The 13804-nt window shown below is 70.8% G+C and carries 10 protein-coding genes and 4 tRNA genes; 5 read left to right on the forward strand and 9 right to left on the reverse strand.

Features of this window, described 5'->3' with window-relative positions; all coding sequences use genetic code 11:
* Nucleotides 1-31: 31 nt before the first annotated feature.
* Nucleotides 32-289, reverse strand: coding sequence for a DUF3073 domain-containing protein (locus ACGFQC_RS12085; RefSeq protein WP_363090830.1), 258 nt, complete (start codon nucleotides 287-289; stop codon nucleotides 32-34).
* 281 nt (nucleotides 290-570) lie between these two features.
* Nucleotides 571-1674 (reverse strand): Glu/Leu/Phe/Val dehydrogenase dimerization domain-containing protein, encoded by a 1104-nt coding sequence (locus ACGFQC_RS12090; protein ID WP_363090829.1) that lies wholly within the window; start codon nucleotides 1672-1674, stop codon nucleotides 571-573.
* Nucleotides 1675-1895: 221 nt separating this feature from the next.
* Here ACGFQC_RS12090 and ACGFQC_RS12095 point away from each other — a divergent pair, with 221 nt between their 5' ends.
* Both ACGFQC_RS12095 and bldC read left to right on the forward strand, forming a co-directional pair.
* The gene (locus tag ACGFQC_RS12095) at nucleotides 1896-2738 is read left to right on the forward strand and encodes a hypothetical protein (RefSeq protein ID WP_363090828.1); all 843 of its coding nucleotides are present in this window, start codon (nucleotides 1896-1898) and stop codon (nucleotides 2736-2738) included.
* A 547-nt stretch (nucleotides 2739-3285) separates the two neighbouring features.
* The gene (bldC, locus tag ACGFQC_RS12100; protein WP_003949541.1) at nucleotides 3286-3492 is read left to right on the forward strand and encodes a developmental transcriptional regulator BldC; all 207 of its coding nucleotides are present in this window, start codon (nucleotides 3286-3288) and stop codon (nucleotides 3490-3492) included.
* 438 nt (nucleotides 3493-3930) lie between these two features.
* Here bldC and ACGFQC_RS12105 read toward each other — a convergent pair whose 3' ends face one another.
* From ACGFQC_RS12105 to ACGFQC_RS12135, 7 genes are all read right to left on the reverse strand, one after another.
* The gene (locus ACGFQC_RS12105) at nucleotides 3931-4134 is read right to left on the reverse strand and encodes a DUF6274 family protein (RefSeq protein ID WP_363090827.1); all 204 of its coding nucleotides are present in this window, start codon (nucleotides 4132-4134) and stop codon (nucleotides 3931-3933) included.
* A 303-nt stretch (nucleotides 4135-4437) separates the two neighbouring features.
* Nucleotides 4438-4512, reverse strand: a tRNA-Asp gene (locus ACGFQC_RS12110).
* Nucleotides 4513-4607: 95 nt separating this feature from the next.
* Nucleotides 4608-8552 (reverse strand): ATP-dependent RNA helicase HrpA, encoded by a 3945-nt coding sequence (gene hrpA, locus ACGFQC_RS12115; RefSeq protein WP_363090826.1) that lies wholly within the window; start codon nucleotides 8550-8552, stop codon nucleotides 4608-4610.
* A 134-nt stretch (nucleotides 8553-8686) separates the two neighbouring features.
* Nucleotides 8687-8763: transfer RNA gene (locus ACGFQC_RS12120), tRNA-Phe, on the reverse strand.
* 23 nt (nucleotides 8764-8786) lie between these two features.
* A tRNA-Asp gene (locus ACGFQC_RS12125) sits at nucleotides 8787-8861 on the reverse strand.
* A gap of 37 nt (nucleotides 8862-8898) precedes the next feature.
* Nucleotides 8899-8971: transfer RNA gene (locus tag ACGFQC_RS12130), tRNA-Glu, on the reverse strand.
* 80 nt (nucleotides 8972-9051) lie between these two features.
* Nucleotides 9052-10638, reverse strand: a complete 1587-nt coding sequence (locus tag ACGFQC_RS12135; protein ID WP_363090825.1) for a metallophosphoesterase — start codon at nucleotides 10636-10638, stop codon at nucleotides 9052-9054.
* Between the two features lie 80 nt (nucleotides 10639-10718).
* Between ACGFQC_RS12135 and ACGFQC_RS12140 the strand changes: the two genes are divergently transcribed.
* From ACGFQC_RS12140 to ACGFQC_RS12150, 3 genes are all read left to right on the forward strand, one after another.
* Nucleotides 10719-11069: a metallopeptidase family protein gene (locus tag ACGFQC_RS12140; protein ID WP_363090824.1), complete on the forward strand. Its 351-nt coding sequence runs from the start codon at nucleotides 10719-10721 to the stop codon at nucleotides 11067-11069.
* Nucleotides 11070-11155: 86 nt separating this feature from the next.
* Nucleotides 11156-11680 (forward strand): hypothetical protein, encoded by a 525-nt coding sequence (locus tag ACGFQC_RS12145; protein ID WP_363090823.1) that lies wholly within the window; start codon nucleotides 11156-11158, stop codon nucleotides 11678-11680.
* 228 nt (nucleotides 11681-11908) lie between these two features.
* Nucleotides 11909-13804, forward strand: a 1896-nt coding sequence (locus tag ACGFQC_RS12150; protein WP_363090822.1) for a DEAD/DEAH box helicase, incomplete at its 3' end; no start/stop codon positions are given.

Below are 13804 nucleotides of genomic sequence, written 5' to 3' on the forward strand. Positions count from 1 at the left end.
GTCACCGACCGGGTGAGTGCTCGAAGCAAGGTCAAGCGCCGCGACGGTGTTGGTGCGAGGAGTCCTCGTCCTCGTCGTCGTCGTCGCCCCCGTACAGCTCGGCGTACCGTGCGTACGGGTCGTCGTCCTGCTCATCGTCATCGTCCTCGAACGGCTGACCGTTCGGCGGAATGTTCGATGGCGATGCGCCCAGCTCTTCGGCCAGGCGTGAGAGATCCGTCCCGCCGCTGTTGTACTTCAGCTGGCGGGCGACCTTCGCTTGCTTGGCCTTGGCCCGGCCGCGCCCCATGGCTCGACCCCCTCAACGACGGGGCTCGACGGCCCCAGAGTCTTGACACGCGTTCATGGTCCGGAACGGACTCTCCGCGGAGAGTCCGGTCCGTAGGGCTTCCACGGTACCTGAGCCCGAACCCATACGGTACGTCGCCCGTAGCACGCGCGTGTGCACAGAACCTTCGAGGCGCCCTGTCCTCGCTGGTCAGTGGCGATTTTAACCACTTATCGGCGGGCGACCCGCCGGGAAGAGTGAGAGTTCTCTCGAACTTTCCCCCGGCGGGTACCGGAGCGTGCTCACCAACCGCGCGCCTGAGCCGCCTCGTGCATGCGCTGTTCGGCGATCCGGTCGGCCGCCGCGGCCGGCGGAATCCCGTCCGTATTCGCACGTGCGAAGATGGCGAGCGTGGTGTCGAAGATCTTCGCGGCCTTCGCCCTGCACCGCTCGAAGTCGAACCCGTGCAGCTCGTCGGCGACCTGGATGACCCCGCCGGCGTTCACCACGTAGTCCGGCGCGTAGAGGATCCCGCGGTCGGCGAGGTCCTTCTCCACACCCGGGTGGGCGAGCTGGTTGTTGGCCGCTCCGCACACGATCCGCGCGGTCAGCGCCGGCACGGACTCGTCGTTCAGCGCTCCGCCCAGCGCGCAGGGGGCGTAGATGTCGAGGCCCTCGACCCGGATCAGCGCCTCGGTGTCCGCGACCGCCGTCACGCCCTCGGGGTGCCGGTCGAGGATCCGGCGTACGGCGTCCTCGCGCACGTCCGTGATCACGACCTCGGCGCCCTCGTCCCGCAGGTGCTGCACCAGGTGGTGGCCGACCTTGCCGACGCCCGCGATCCCGACCCTGCGGTCGCGCAACGAGGGGTCGCCCCACAGGTGCTGGGCGCTGGCCCGCATGCCCTGGTAGACGCCGAAGGCGGTCAGCACCGACGAGTCGCCCGCGCCGCCGTTCTCCGGGGAGCGCCCGGTCGTCCAGCGGCACTCGCGCGCCACGACGTCCATGTCGGCGACGTAGGTGCCGACGTCGCAGGCGGTCACGTACCGCCCACCGAGAGAGGCCACGAAACGGCCGTACGCGAGCAGTAGCTGTTCGGACTTGATCGTGTCGGGGTCGCCGATGATCACGGCCTTGCCGCCGCCGTGGTCCAGCCCCGCCATGGCGTTCTTGTACGACATCCCGCGCGCGAGGTTCAGCGCGTCGGCGACGGCCTCCTCCTCGGACGCGTACGGGTAGAAGCGCGTGCCGCCGAGGGCGGGGCCCAGGGCGGTGGAGTGGAGGGCGATGACGGCCTTCAGGCCGCTGGCACGGTCCTGGCAGAGCACGACTTGCTCATGACCACCCTGGTCCGAGTGGAACAGCGTGTGCAGCACGTGATCAGGGGCGCCGGATACGTCGGTCACGGTGGTGACTCCTGGGTAACTAGCGGCGGGCGGGACGGGGGCTCCCGTACGGGTTGCGGGGCCTGTGGGATGAGCGTAGAGCCTGCGCCGCCCGCCGCACGCTCCGTGATGCGGATCACCCTCTCGCGGAGTACGGCCGTGTGACGGTTCGCATCTTCTCCGGCCTCCTCGCCAGGGGCCGCGGAAGGTTTCCCGGCCGGTCCACAGGGGAGGGAGCAGGCGTGCCCCAGGTGTCCTCGGTGATCGTCCCGTACGCCGCCTATCTGCGCGTGTACGAGCCCCTGGCCGCCTTCCCCGAGCCGGAGCGCGGCCACTGGGCGCGCTATGCCCGCCGTCCCGACCTGCCCACCTACCAGGACGAGCTGCGCCGCTCGCTGGTCGACCTGCTGCCCACCCCGCCGGTCGCGGTCCCGGTGCACGAGAGCGGCGAGGCGTTCGTGGCGGACGTGGACGGGGTCGTGTGCGTGTGTCCCTGGCGGACCCGGCTGCGTGGCTGGCAGGCCCTGGGAGAGCTGGGCGACGAACTGCCCGGTCCGGTCCTGGACGCGGTCCTGCCACCCCTGGTCCGCCTCCAGGCCGCCCAGGACTACGAGCGCTGGCTGGTCCGCAACCCCGACGCCCGCCCCTGGATCCGCACGGCGACCTGGCAGATCCCGCTGCACTGGTTCGTGCTCCTCGCCGACGAGGAGCGCGAGTACGACAAGGGGACCGCCGAGCAGGCCCCGGTACTGCGCTACCGCACGCCGATGGTGCAGGCCCGCCGCCGGGTGGCGCGGGGCCTGCGCGCGCTCAAGGAGGCCATGGACGAGGGGCCGCTCATCGAGGGCCTGGTGGACGTGGGCCGCTGGCTGGAGGAGTTCCACCCGCGTTCGCTGGTGGAGCTGGACTACGGCGGGCTCGTCCACGCCCTGCCGGCCGGTGATCTGGAGGGCGACCGCTCGGCGGCCGACGTGGCCGCCGGCATCGAGGCCCTGCGCCGCGGGGACGGCCCCGCGGCGGGTGAGGCGTACGCCCGGCTCGCGGAACGCTGGCGGTCGGTGCGGGACCGGCGCTCGGCGAACTGACGGAGTGGCAGCGGCGACGGATGCGCCGCCGTGACCTGCGTCACGGTCACATGCCCTCGAACAGCGTACGGTCAGCCGCACTTCACGGAACTGACGGGACGTAGGTCCTGATCCGGGCTTTTGCCGCAAGGGTGACGGACCGCACGTACGCGGCCCTTGCGCCGGTTGCCTCTCCTCGTGCCAAAATAGGACAAGGAGTCCGGGGAGGGCTCCGTCCGTCCACTTGTGATCCATCGTGGGGGGAATCTCAGTATTGCGCGCTTTGGGGGGTCTGGTGACTCCTGATCGTCGTGTGACTGATCGTCACACTGGCGTGACTGTCCGCTATGGCACGGTCCATCGGCTTCCGTCGCCGATGAACACCTGGGGGGCAATTCCATCGGTTTGGCCGACGCGGCTGGACGGATGGTGTAGTTGTAGTGCCGAGGACAAGCCGTTCGTCCTATAACCGACTCGACTCGCGTCCGCCATTTCGGGCAACGCGGGTCAAGGTGCAGAATTTAGAGGAAAGAACCGAGAAGGTTCGGTTCTCCCGAGGAGGCCGCTCATGACCGCTCGCACCCCTGATGCTGAGCCGCTGCTGACCCCGGCTGAGGTCGCCACCATGTTCCGTGTGGACCCTAAGACGGTCACGCGGTGGGCGAAGGCCGGCAAGCTCACGTCGATCCGCACGCTCGGCGGACATCGCCGTTACCGCGAGGCTGAGGTTCGCGCACTGCTCGCGGGTATTCCGCAGCAGCGCAGCGAGGCCTGAGCCACTGAAGTACCGGGCAACAACACCGCAGGTCCCCCAATCTGCCGAGTTGTCCGCATCCTTGCTCCAAGCGACGCGGGTCCTGCCCCAACAGGCCCGTAGCCCACACGGTGCGTCGTCGATCGCGCTGGACTCCGCCGAGTCCGGCGCGATCTTTTTTGTGCCCTGGACATGCCTATCAGGGCGTTCTGTGAGCGAGCTTGTCGAAGTCTGGGGCGCCCTGTGGGGGGCCGTCGGATCCGCCGCGGGGGCTCTCGGGGGGATCCGTGGGGGGATCTGCGGAGGTGTCCTGCAGAGTGGTGCAATTGCACATATTAAATTGAAGAGTTGTAGGAAGCGGGTAAGAACCCACCTTCCCGAAACTCATGCAGTGACACCCGTCACATGCCACTGGCCTTGTTGCCGCAGCCTCGGGTGCGCTAGTGCAAGCGTCAAGCGTCAGGCTGTGTACGGCCGTTGGTCCTCGTCGGCCTCCCGCCGCGCTTTGGGGGACTTCTCCGCGGCCGGCGGTGCGCCGTCCATCACCAGCCGCTGGAGACGGCGGCAGACGGGGCAGTGGCGGGTCAGGTGCCGGTAGGACGACGCGGCCGACAGGTGCGCACGGAGCAGCGCCCGCGTCGCGTGCCCGGTCGATGCCGCCATACGCCACCTCCAGTGGAGCCCGCGGGAAGCGCGGCCCTGAACTTCTGGAGTACCGGCCGAATGTGACGCCGTCAAGGCCGCGTGGGGGCGTCCGGCCGGGCCGGCGGGCGGGGTGAGTGGGTGGGGAGCGCGAAGAGGGCTCCCACCCGGGGTGCGGGCCTTCTTCGGCCTGTGCGGTCCTGACGGGATTTGCCGGACCCGTCGGCGGCTCCGCCGCGGGCGCGGCCTCCGTGCCGGCGGGGGGCCGGGTGGGGAGCACGAAGAAGGCCCGCACCTGAGGGTGCGGGCCTTCTTCGATCCATGCGGTCCTGACGGGATTTGAACCCGCGGCCTCCACCTTGACAGGGTGGCGAGCACTCCAAACTGCTCCACAGGACCAGGTTTTGCGGCACTTGGTGTTGCGCTGTGCTGCGAGACGAGACTCTACAGGAGCGGGGCCCGCCTGGTCGAACTCACTCTCCGTGGCCGGTCCGTCACGGCGCGGCCGCGTCGATCGCCTTCACGATCCGCTTGTCGGAGACGGGGTACGCCGTGCCCAGCGCGTGGGCGAAGTAGCTGACCCGCAGCTCCTCGATCATCCAGCGGATGTCCAGCACCGAGGACGGCACGGGGCGGCCCGGGGGCAGCTGCTCCAGCAGCCAGGCGTACTCGTCCTGCATCTCGTGGACCTTCTCCATGCGGGTGGTGTCCCGCTGGGCGTTGGTCGGCATCTGCTGCAGACGCCGGTCCGCGGCCACCAGGTAGCGCATCAGGTCCGGCATCCGGCGCAGGCCCGCCCACGTCACGAAGCCGGGCCGTACGAGCGCGTCCAGCTGCTTTCGTACGTCGGTCAGGTTGGCCAGCAGGGAGGGACTGCGTACGCCCTTCAGGCGGCGCTCACAGGACTGCCAGGCCGCCAGGACCTGCTGTACCTGCCCGACCGTCCGCACGGTCGTGTCGACGATCTCGGCGCGCACCTTCTCGTACAGCTTGCGGTACGACTCCTCGTCCCAGGCCGGCCCGCCGAAGTCGCCGATCAGCTTGTCCGCCGCGGCCGTCGCGCAGTCGTCGAACAGGGCCTGGACGGAGCCGTGCGGATTCGCGGACAGGGCGAGCTTCTGGGCGTTCGTCAGCTTGTCGGAGGCGAACTTCGCCGGATTGACCGGGATGTTGCGCAGGATCAGCCGGCGGATGCCCTTCCACATCGCCTCCGCCTGCTCCTCCTCCGTGTCGAAGAGGCGCACGGAGACGGTGTCGCCGTCGTCGACCAGCGCCGGGTACGCCTTCACCGGCTGGCCGGCCCGACGGGTCTCGAAGACGCGGGTCAGCGCGCCGATGGTCCAGTCGGTCAGGCCGGAGCGCTCCAGGGACTCGCCGCCCTGCCGCTCGGCGGTGGCCGCGGCGGCCTGCGAGATGGCCTGGCGGGCCTTGGGCCGCAGCTGCAGCTTCAGCGCCTCCAGGTCCTTGTCCTCGGCCAGCTTGCGGCGTCGCTCGTCGACGATCCGGAAGGTGATCTTCAAGTGGTCGGGAAGACGGGACCGGTCGAAGTCCTCCGCCTCGAAGGGGACGCCGACCATCCGCTTGAGGTCGCGGGCCATCGCCACGGTCAACGGCTCCTGGAGGGGCACCGCCTGGTCCAGGAACCGCCGCGCGAAGTTCGGCGCCGGCACGTAGTTGCGCCGGATCGGCTTCGGTAGGGAGCGGATCAGCTCGGTGACGACCTCCTCGCGCAGGCCCGGGATCTGCCAGTCGAAGCCCTCGTCCGTGACCTGGTTGAGGACCTGGAGCGGGATGTGGACGGTCACGCCGTCCGCGTCCGCTCCCGGCTCGAACTGGTAGGTGACCCGGAACTTCAGCGGGCCCTGCCGCCAGGAGTCCGGATAGTCGGCCTTGGTGACCGCCTCCGCCGACTCCCGGATGAGCATCTCCCGCTCGAAGTCCAGGAAGTCGGGCTGCTCATGGCGCTTGTGCTTCCACCAGGAGTCGAAGTGGGCACCCGACACCACGTGCTCCGGTACGCGCTGGTCGTAGAAGTCGAACAGCGTGTCGTCGTCGACCACGATGTCCCGGCGGCGGGCCCGGTGCTCCAGCTCCTCGACCTCGCTGAGCAGCTTGCGGTTGTCGGCGAAGAACTTGTGGTGCGTGCGCCAGTCGCCCTCGACGAGCGCGTTGCGGATGAACAGCTCGCGCGAGACCTCCGGGTCGATCCGCCCGTAGTTCACCTTCCGCTGGGCGACGATCGGCACGCCGTACAGCGTGACCTTCTCCAGCGCCATCACCGCGGCCTGGTCCTTCTCCCAGTGCGGCTCGCTGTACGTCCGCTTCAGGAGGTGCCCGGCGAGCGGCTCGACCCACTCGGGCTCGATCTTGGCGTTGACGCGCGCCCAGAGCCTGCTCGTCTCCACCAGTTCCGCCGACATGACGAACCGGGGCTGCTTCTTGAACAGGGCCGAGCCGGGGAAGATCGCGAACTTGGCGCTCCGGGCCCCCAGGTACTCGTTCTTGTTGCCGTCCTTGACGTCCTTCATCCCGACGTGGGACAGCAGGCCGGCGAGGAGCGAGACGTGGATGCTGTCACCGGCGGCGTCCCGCTCGTCGAGGTGGATGCCCATCTGCTTGGCGACGGTCCGCAGCTGCGTGTAGATGTCCTGCCATTCGCGGATGCGCAGGAAGTTCAGGTACTCCTGCTTGCACATCCGGCGGAAGGACGACGAACCCCGCTCCTTCTGCTGCTCGCGGACGTACCGCCACAGGTTGAGGTAGGCGAGGAAGTCGCTGGTCTCGTCCTTGAAGCGGGCGTGCTGCTGGTCGGCCTGGGTCTGCTTGTCGGCCGGGCGCTCGCGCGGGTCCTGGATGGACAGCGCGGCGGCTATCACCATGACCTCGCGGGCGCAGCCGTTCTTGTCGGCCTCCAGGACCATCCGGGCCAGCCGCGGGTCGACGGGCAGCTGGGCCAGCTTGCGGCCGGTCTCGGTGAGCCGCTTGCGCGGGTCCTTCTGCGCCGGGTCGAGCGCGCCCAGTTCCTGCAGGAGCTGCACGCCGTCGCGGATGTTGCGGTGGTCCGGCGGGTCGATGAACGGGAACTTCTCGATCTCGCCCAGCCCGGCCGCGGTCATCTGGAGGATGACGGAGGCGAGGTTCGTGCGCAGGATCTCGGCGTCGGTGAACTCCGGGCGGGCGAGGAAGTCGTCCTCGCTGTACAGCCGGATGCAGATGCCGTCGGAGGTACGGCCGCAGCGACCCTTGCGCTGGTTGGCGCTGGCCTGCGAGATCGCCTCGATGGGCAGCCGCTGCACCTTGGTGCGGTGGCTGTAGCGGCTGATGCGGGCGAAGCCGGGGTCGATGACGTACTTGATGCCCGGGACGGTGAGGGAGGTCTCGGCGACGTTGGTCGCGAGCACGATCCTGCGGCCGGTGTGCCGCTGGAACACCCGGTGCTGCTCGGCGTGGGAGAGCCGGGCGTACAGCGGCAGCACCTCCGTGAACCGATACTTCTTCTTCTCCAGCGCGTCCGCGGTGTCGCGGATCTCCCGCTCGCCGGAGAGGAAGACCAGGATGTCGCCCTGCCCCTCCGCCATCAGCTCCTCGACGGCGTCGCAGATCGCGGTGATCTGGTCGCGGTCGGCGTCCTCGGACTCCTCCTCCAGGAGCGGCCGGTAGCGCACCTCGACCGGATACGTCCGCCCGCTGACCTCGATGATCGGTGCGTCGCCGAAGTGCCGGGAGAACCGCTCGGGGTCGATGGTGGCCGAGGTGATGACGACCTTCAGGTCCGGACGCCGCGGCAGCAGCTGGGCGAGGTAGCCCAGCAGGAAGTCGATGTTGAGGGACCGCTCGTGGGCCTCGTCGATGATGATCGTGTCGTAGGCGCGCAGCTCGCGGTCGGTCTGGATCTCGGCGAGCAGGATGCCGTCCGTCATCAGCTTCACGAAGGTCGCGTCCGGGTTCACCTGGTCGGTGAAGCGCACCTTCCAGCCGACGGCCTCCCCGAGCGGCGACCGCAGCTCCTCGGCGACCCGCTCGGCCACCGTCCGCGCGGCGATGCGGCGGGGCTGGGTGTGCCCGATCATGCCGCGGACGCCGCGTCCCAGCTCCAGGCAGATCTTCGGGATCTGGGTGGTCTTGCCGGACCCGGTCTCACCGGCGACGATCACGACCTGGTGGTCGCGGATCGCCTCCGCGATCACGTCCTTCTTCTGGCTGACCGGCAGCTGCTCGGGATAGGTGACGGCGGGCAGGCGGGTGCGCCGCGCGTCCATCCGTTCTTCGGCGGACGCGACCTCCGCCTCGATCTCGGAGAGGACGGCGGCCCGTGCCTCCGGCTTGCGGATCTTGCGCGCGCCCTCCAGCCTGCGCCCGAGCCGGTGCGCGTCGCGCAGGGACAGCTCGGCCAGACGGGGGGCGAGGGCGCCGAGGGCGGGGGCGGGGTGCGTAGACATACGGGGTCCAGGATCTCATCCCGGAGAAAAACGTGGCGAGTGCTTTTGCCCGGGGCGGCGCCGGGGGCCCGTTCGGCGCGGTCGCGGGGCACACGGACAGGGCCCCGATCCGAAGATCGGGGCCCTGTCCTGTGTGGTGGCTGGGGCCGGGGTCGAACCGGCGACCTATCGCTTTTCAGGCGATCGCTCGTACCAACTGAGCTACCCAGCCACGGAGTCCACGAGGAACTCCAGCGGTCCTGACGGGATTTGAACCCGCGGCCTCCACCTTGACAGGGTGGCGAGCACTCCAAACTGCTCCACAGGACCAAGCTGTGTGTACGACAGTGTCGCACACGGTGTTGCGTGCCCCCAACGGGATTCGAACCCGTGCTACCGCCTTGAAAGGGCGGCGTCCTAGGCCGCTAGACGATGAGGGCTATCGGCCCGCCTGGGCGCTTCGCAGCGCGTCGGGGACGTGAGAAGCATATGGGATGGCAGGAGGTATCGCCAAAACGGTTCAGGAGCGGGGGCGGGAGCCGGAGGGCGCGGGGGTCGTGGGAGCCGGCGTCGGGGTGGGGGACGACGGCGTGGGCGTCGGGGAGGCGCCCGGCCGGTTCTCCTTCGGCAGGTGACGGCTGACCTCGGCCGTGGTCAGGCCCAGGCCGCCCAGTTTGATCTCGTCCCAGGCCTGGAGGCGGCGGGAGTCGCGGTCGAAGTAGAGGATCGACGCCTCGATGGGGTCGGGGTACTCGCCCTCGACGGCACGCAGTCCGCTGCCGCCCGTGGAGCCCTCGACGCGCAGCCGGGTGCCCTTGTCGAGGACCTCCGTCCCGGCCCGGTGGAGGTGGCCGGCCAGGACCATCGGGACCTCGCCGTCGGTGCGGCGGGCGGCGGAGGGCTCGTGGGCCACGGCCACGTCCACGGGGGTGCCGGCGGCCCGCTGGGCGCGGAGCGCCCGTGCGAGGCGGTCGCCCGCCTCCTCCTGGGTCCCCTCGGCGCCCGGGACGGTGGAGCGGTCGGGGGTGAACTGGGGGTCGCCGATGCCGGCGAAGCGCAGCCCCGCGAGGGTCACCGCCCGCCCGTCGTCCAGGACGTGGACGTTCTTCATGTTCCGCAGGTAGGCCTGGGTGGTCGTGGAGTCGTGGTTGCCGCGGACCCAGACGTAGGGGGCGCCGAGGTCGGCGACGGGGTCGAGGAAGCCGTTCTCGGCGGCCGTGCCGTGGTCCATGGTGTCGCCGGAGTCGACGATCACGTCGACCCTGTACTGCGTCACCAGCGAGGCGATGATCTTCCAGCTCGCGGGGTTGAGGTGGATGTCGGAGACGTGCAGGACGCGCACGGTGGTGGGGTCGGGCTGGTAGGCGGGGAGGGTGGAGGTGACGTCGTAGAGCTTGGTCACGTTGGTGACCAGGCGGGCCAGTTCCTGCTGGTAGACGTCGAACTCGGTGACGATGCTGCGGGCGTTGCCGACGACCGAGGGGGCGGAGGAGAGCAGGCCCGAGAAGCGGGGTTCGAGGACCGACTTGGGGTTCCAGGTGACGTAGGCGGTGGCGCCCGAGGCGGCGAGCAGGGCCAGCGCCAGGCCGCCGGCGGCGAGGGCGCGGCGGGGGCGGCGGTAGACGGCGAGGCCGAGCGCGGTGGCGCCGGCGACGACGGCGACGCAGGAGCGTACGGCGAGGTCGAGGGTGCCGCGTTCGATGTCCTCGGTGACCTCCTCCTGGAGCCCGGAGAGGCGTTCGGGGTGGTCGACGAGGGCCTGGGAACGGTCGGGGTCGAGCTGGTCGACGTTGACGTCCAGGCGCACGGGGGCGGTGTGGCTCTCGAGGTGGAGGGCGCCGAGCGGGGAGATGTTGATCTTCGTGCCGCCGTCGAGGGCGGGGCGCAGCGTCATCGTGGTGTTCATGGGGCCGACGGGGACCCGGACGTTCCCGACGACCAGCAGTCCGAGCCAGGCGCCCAGCAGGACGACCGCGGTGAGGCCGAGGGCGCGGACCCAGGGGCGGGGCCGGGCGGCGAGTTCGGGGACGGGGCCGGCGGGGCGGCGGGCGGTGCGGAGACGGTTCACGGTGTGCAGGGCTGCGGCGGGGACACGGACGCGGGCCATTCGTCGCGTATGCCCACGTGCGTGCCCGGACATGCGGACGCACCCGCCGTACGGCGCTGTCGTACCGGAGAATGGTCCTCGTGCTGGAGATGACGCGCGAGGAGTTCGAGGAACTGGTCGCCGAGGCGCTGGACCGGATCCCGCCGGAGCTGACGCGGCTGATGGACAACGTGGCGGTGTTCGTCGAGGACGAGCCGCCGGCGGACGATCCCGAGCTGCTCGGGCTGTACGAGGGGACCCCGCTGACCGAACGCGGCGAGTGGTACGCGGGCGTGCTGCCTGACCGGATCACCATCTACCGGGGGCCGACCCTGCGGATGTGCGGGACGCGGGAGGAGGTCGTCGAGGAGACCGAGGTGACGGTGGTGCACGAGATCGCTCACCACTTCGGGATCGACGACGCCCGGCTGCACGCGCTCGGGTACGGCTGAGCCGCCGGCGCGGCGAGGCGCGTGTCTTCCGGTGGGTGGCGGGAGTTGGGGGTGTGACTCCTGCGTCTGCCCCCGGAGGTGGCCCCGTGCGCCCCTTGTACGTACCCGTTCGCCTGGCCGTCACGGTGCTGGCCGCCGCCGCGGCCGCCGGCTGCATGAGCGTGGGGGACGGGGAGGGGGACCGGGCCCGGCCCTCCCACTCGGCGGGGGAGCGCGGGGGCGGCGCGCCGGAGGGCGGGTCCGGCGGCCGGACCGGCGGGCACTGGTCCGGCGCGGGCGCCGGCGGCGGGCGCGGGGACGGCGCGGACGGGACGAAGGGCGGCCGCGGCGGGTCCGGTTCCCCCGCGGCCTCGCCGTCGGCCGGGCGCAGCGCGGCGGCCTCGAAGGGGCCCGGGCCCGGCCGGAGCGAACGGCCGGGGATGCCGCAGCCGCCGGGGGACGAACCGACGCCGACGCGTTCGGCGGACCCGGAGCCGCCCCCGTCGCCGGAGCCTCCCGCGTCGCCGTCGCCGGAGCCGACGGTGGCCGAGCCGTCCGCGTCGGCGGACGCGGAGCCGGTGCCGCAGCTGGTCGAGCGGGAACCGGCGCCGGAGGCCGGGGCACCGGCGTAGATGCCGTACAGTGGTGTGCGACCCACGTCTACGCAGACCGGTTTGCCTTCAGGGGTACGGAGTGCGTATGGTGGTAGATCGTTTGATCCCATTTGCCCGGCGCCACCACAGAGCGCGCCGTGTGGCGCGTACTCTCCCTTACCGTGACGGACCGCATTGAGGCGGTCGAATGCGAACACGGAGTTGACGGGCGCGTGCCGACGAGACTCCGGAAGGTTTCGCATTCGCATGTCCATTTCCCGTACTGATCACGTCGTCGTGTCCGAGAACAGCGAGGCGGTCGAGGCCGTCGAGGTCACCGCGACCGTCGACGCCGTGGAGACCACCGAGACCGTCGAGGCTGTCGAGGCCGACAAGGCGCCCGAGCCGTCCTTCGCGGACCTGGGGCTGCCCGAGGGCGTCGTGCGCAAGCTCGCCCAGAACGGCGTGACCTCCCCCTTCCCGATCCAGGCGGCGACCATCCCGGACGCCCTGGCCGGCAAGGACATCCTCGGCCGCGGCCGCACCGGCTCCGGCAAGACCCTCTCCTTCGGTCTGCCGGCACTGGCCACGCTGGCCGGCGGCCACACCGAGAAGCGCAAGCCGCGCGCCGTCATCCTCACCCCGACCCGCGAGCTGGCGATGCAGGTCGCCGACGCGCTCCAGCCGTACGGCGACGTCCTCGGCCTGAAGATGAAGGTCGTCTGCGGCGGCACGTCGATGAGCAACCAGATCTACGCCCTCGAGCGCGGCGTGGACGTCCTCGTCGCCACGCCGGGCCGACTGCGCGACATCATCAACCGCGGCGCCTGCTCCCTGGAGAACGTCGAGGTCACCGTCCTCGACGAGGCCGACCAGATGTCGGACCTGGGCTTCCTGCCCGAGGTCACCGAGCTGCTCGACCAGGTCCCGCAGGGCGGTCAGCGCATGCTGTTCTCGGCCACGATGGAGAACGAGATCTCCACGCTGGTCAAGCGCTACCTGAACAACCCCGTCACGCACGAGGTCGACAGCGCCCAGGGCAACGTGACGACCATGTCGCACCACATCCTGATCGTGAAGCCCAAGGACAAGGCGCCGGTCACCGCCGCGATCGCCTCCCGCAAGGGCCGCACCATCATCTTCGTGCGCACCCAGCTCGGCGCCGACCGCATCGCGGAGCAGCTCTGCGACTCCGGTGTGAAGGCCGACGCGCTGCACGGCGGTATGACGCAGGGCGCCCGTACCCGCGTGCTCGAGGACTTCAAGAAGGGCTACGTCAACGCGCTCGTCGCGACCGACGTCGCCGCCCGCGGCATCCACGTCGACGGCATCGACCTGGTCCTCAACGTGGACCCGGCCGGTGACCACAAGGACTACCTGCACCGTGCCGGCCGCACGGCCCGCGCCGGCCGCACCGGCACCGTGGTCTCGCTCTCGCTGCCGCACCAGCGCCGCCAGATCTTCCGCCTGATGGAGGACGCGGGCGTCGACGCCGGGCGTCACATCATCCAGGGCGGTACGGCCTTCGAGCCGGAAGTCGCCGAGATCACCGGCGCCCGGTCGATGACCGAGGTCCAGGCCGAGTCGGCGGGCAACGCCGCACAGCAGGCCGAGCGCGAGGTCGCCGAGCTGACCCGCGAGCTGGAGCGGGCGCAGCGGCGCGCGAGCGAGCTGCGCGAGGAGGCGGACCGACTGGTCGCGCGGGTGGCCCGCGAGCGTGGCGAGGACCCGGAGACGGCGATCGCCGAGGCGCAGGCCGCGGTGGCCGCGACCGGCGAGACCGCCGGGACCGTCGGGTCGGAGGCCCTGGCCGAGGTGTCCGTGCCGGCGCAGCCCGTCGCGCGGGACGCCGACCGCCCCGTCCGCGAGGAGCGTCCGGCGACCTCGTCGTCGTACGAGCGTCGTGAGCGGCGGGACGACCGCGGTGACCGTGGCGGTGACCGCGCTGGTTTCAACCGGGACCGTGACGACCGCGGTGGCCGTTCCTTCAACCGCGACGACCGCGGCGGCCGTCCGTTCGAGCGCCGTGACGACCGCGGTGGTTTCAACCGGGACCGTGACGACCGTGGTGGCCGTTCCTTCAACCGCGACGACCGCGGTGGTCGTCCGTTCGAGCGTCGTGACGACCGCGGTGGTTTCAACCGGGACCGTGACGACCGCGGA

The sequence above is a fragment of the Streptomyces sp. NPDC048734 genome (genome assembly GCF_043198675.1).
Lineage (GTDB): Bacteria > Actinomycetota > Actinomycetes > Streptomycetales > Streptomycetaceae > Streptomyces.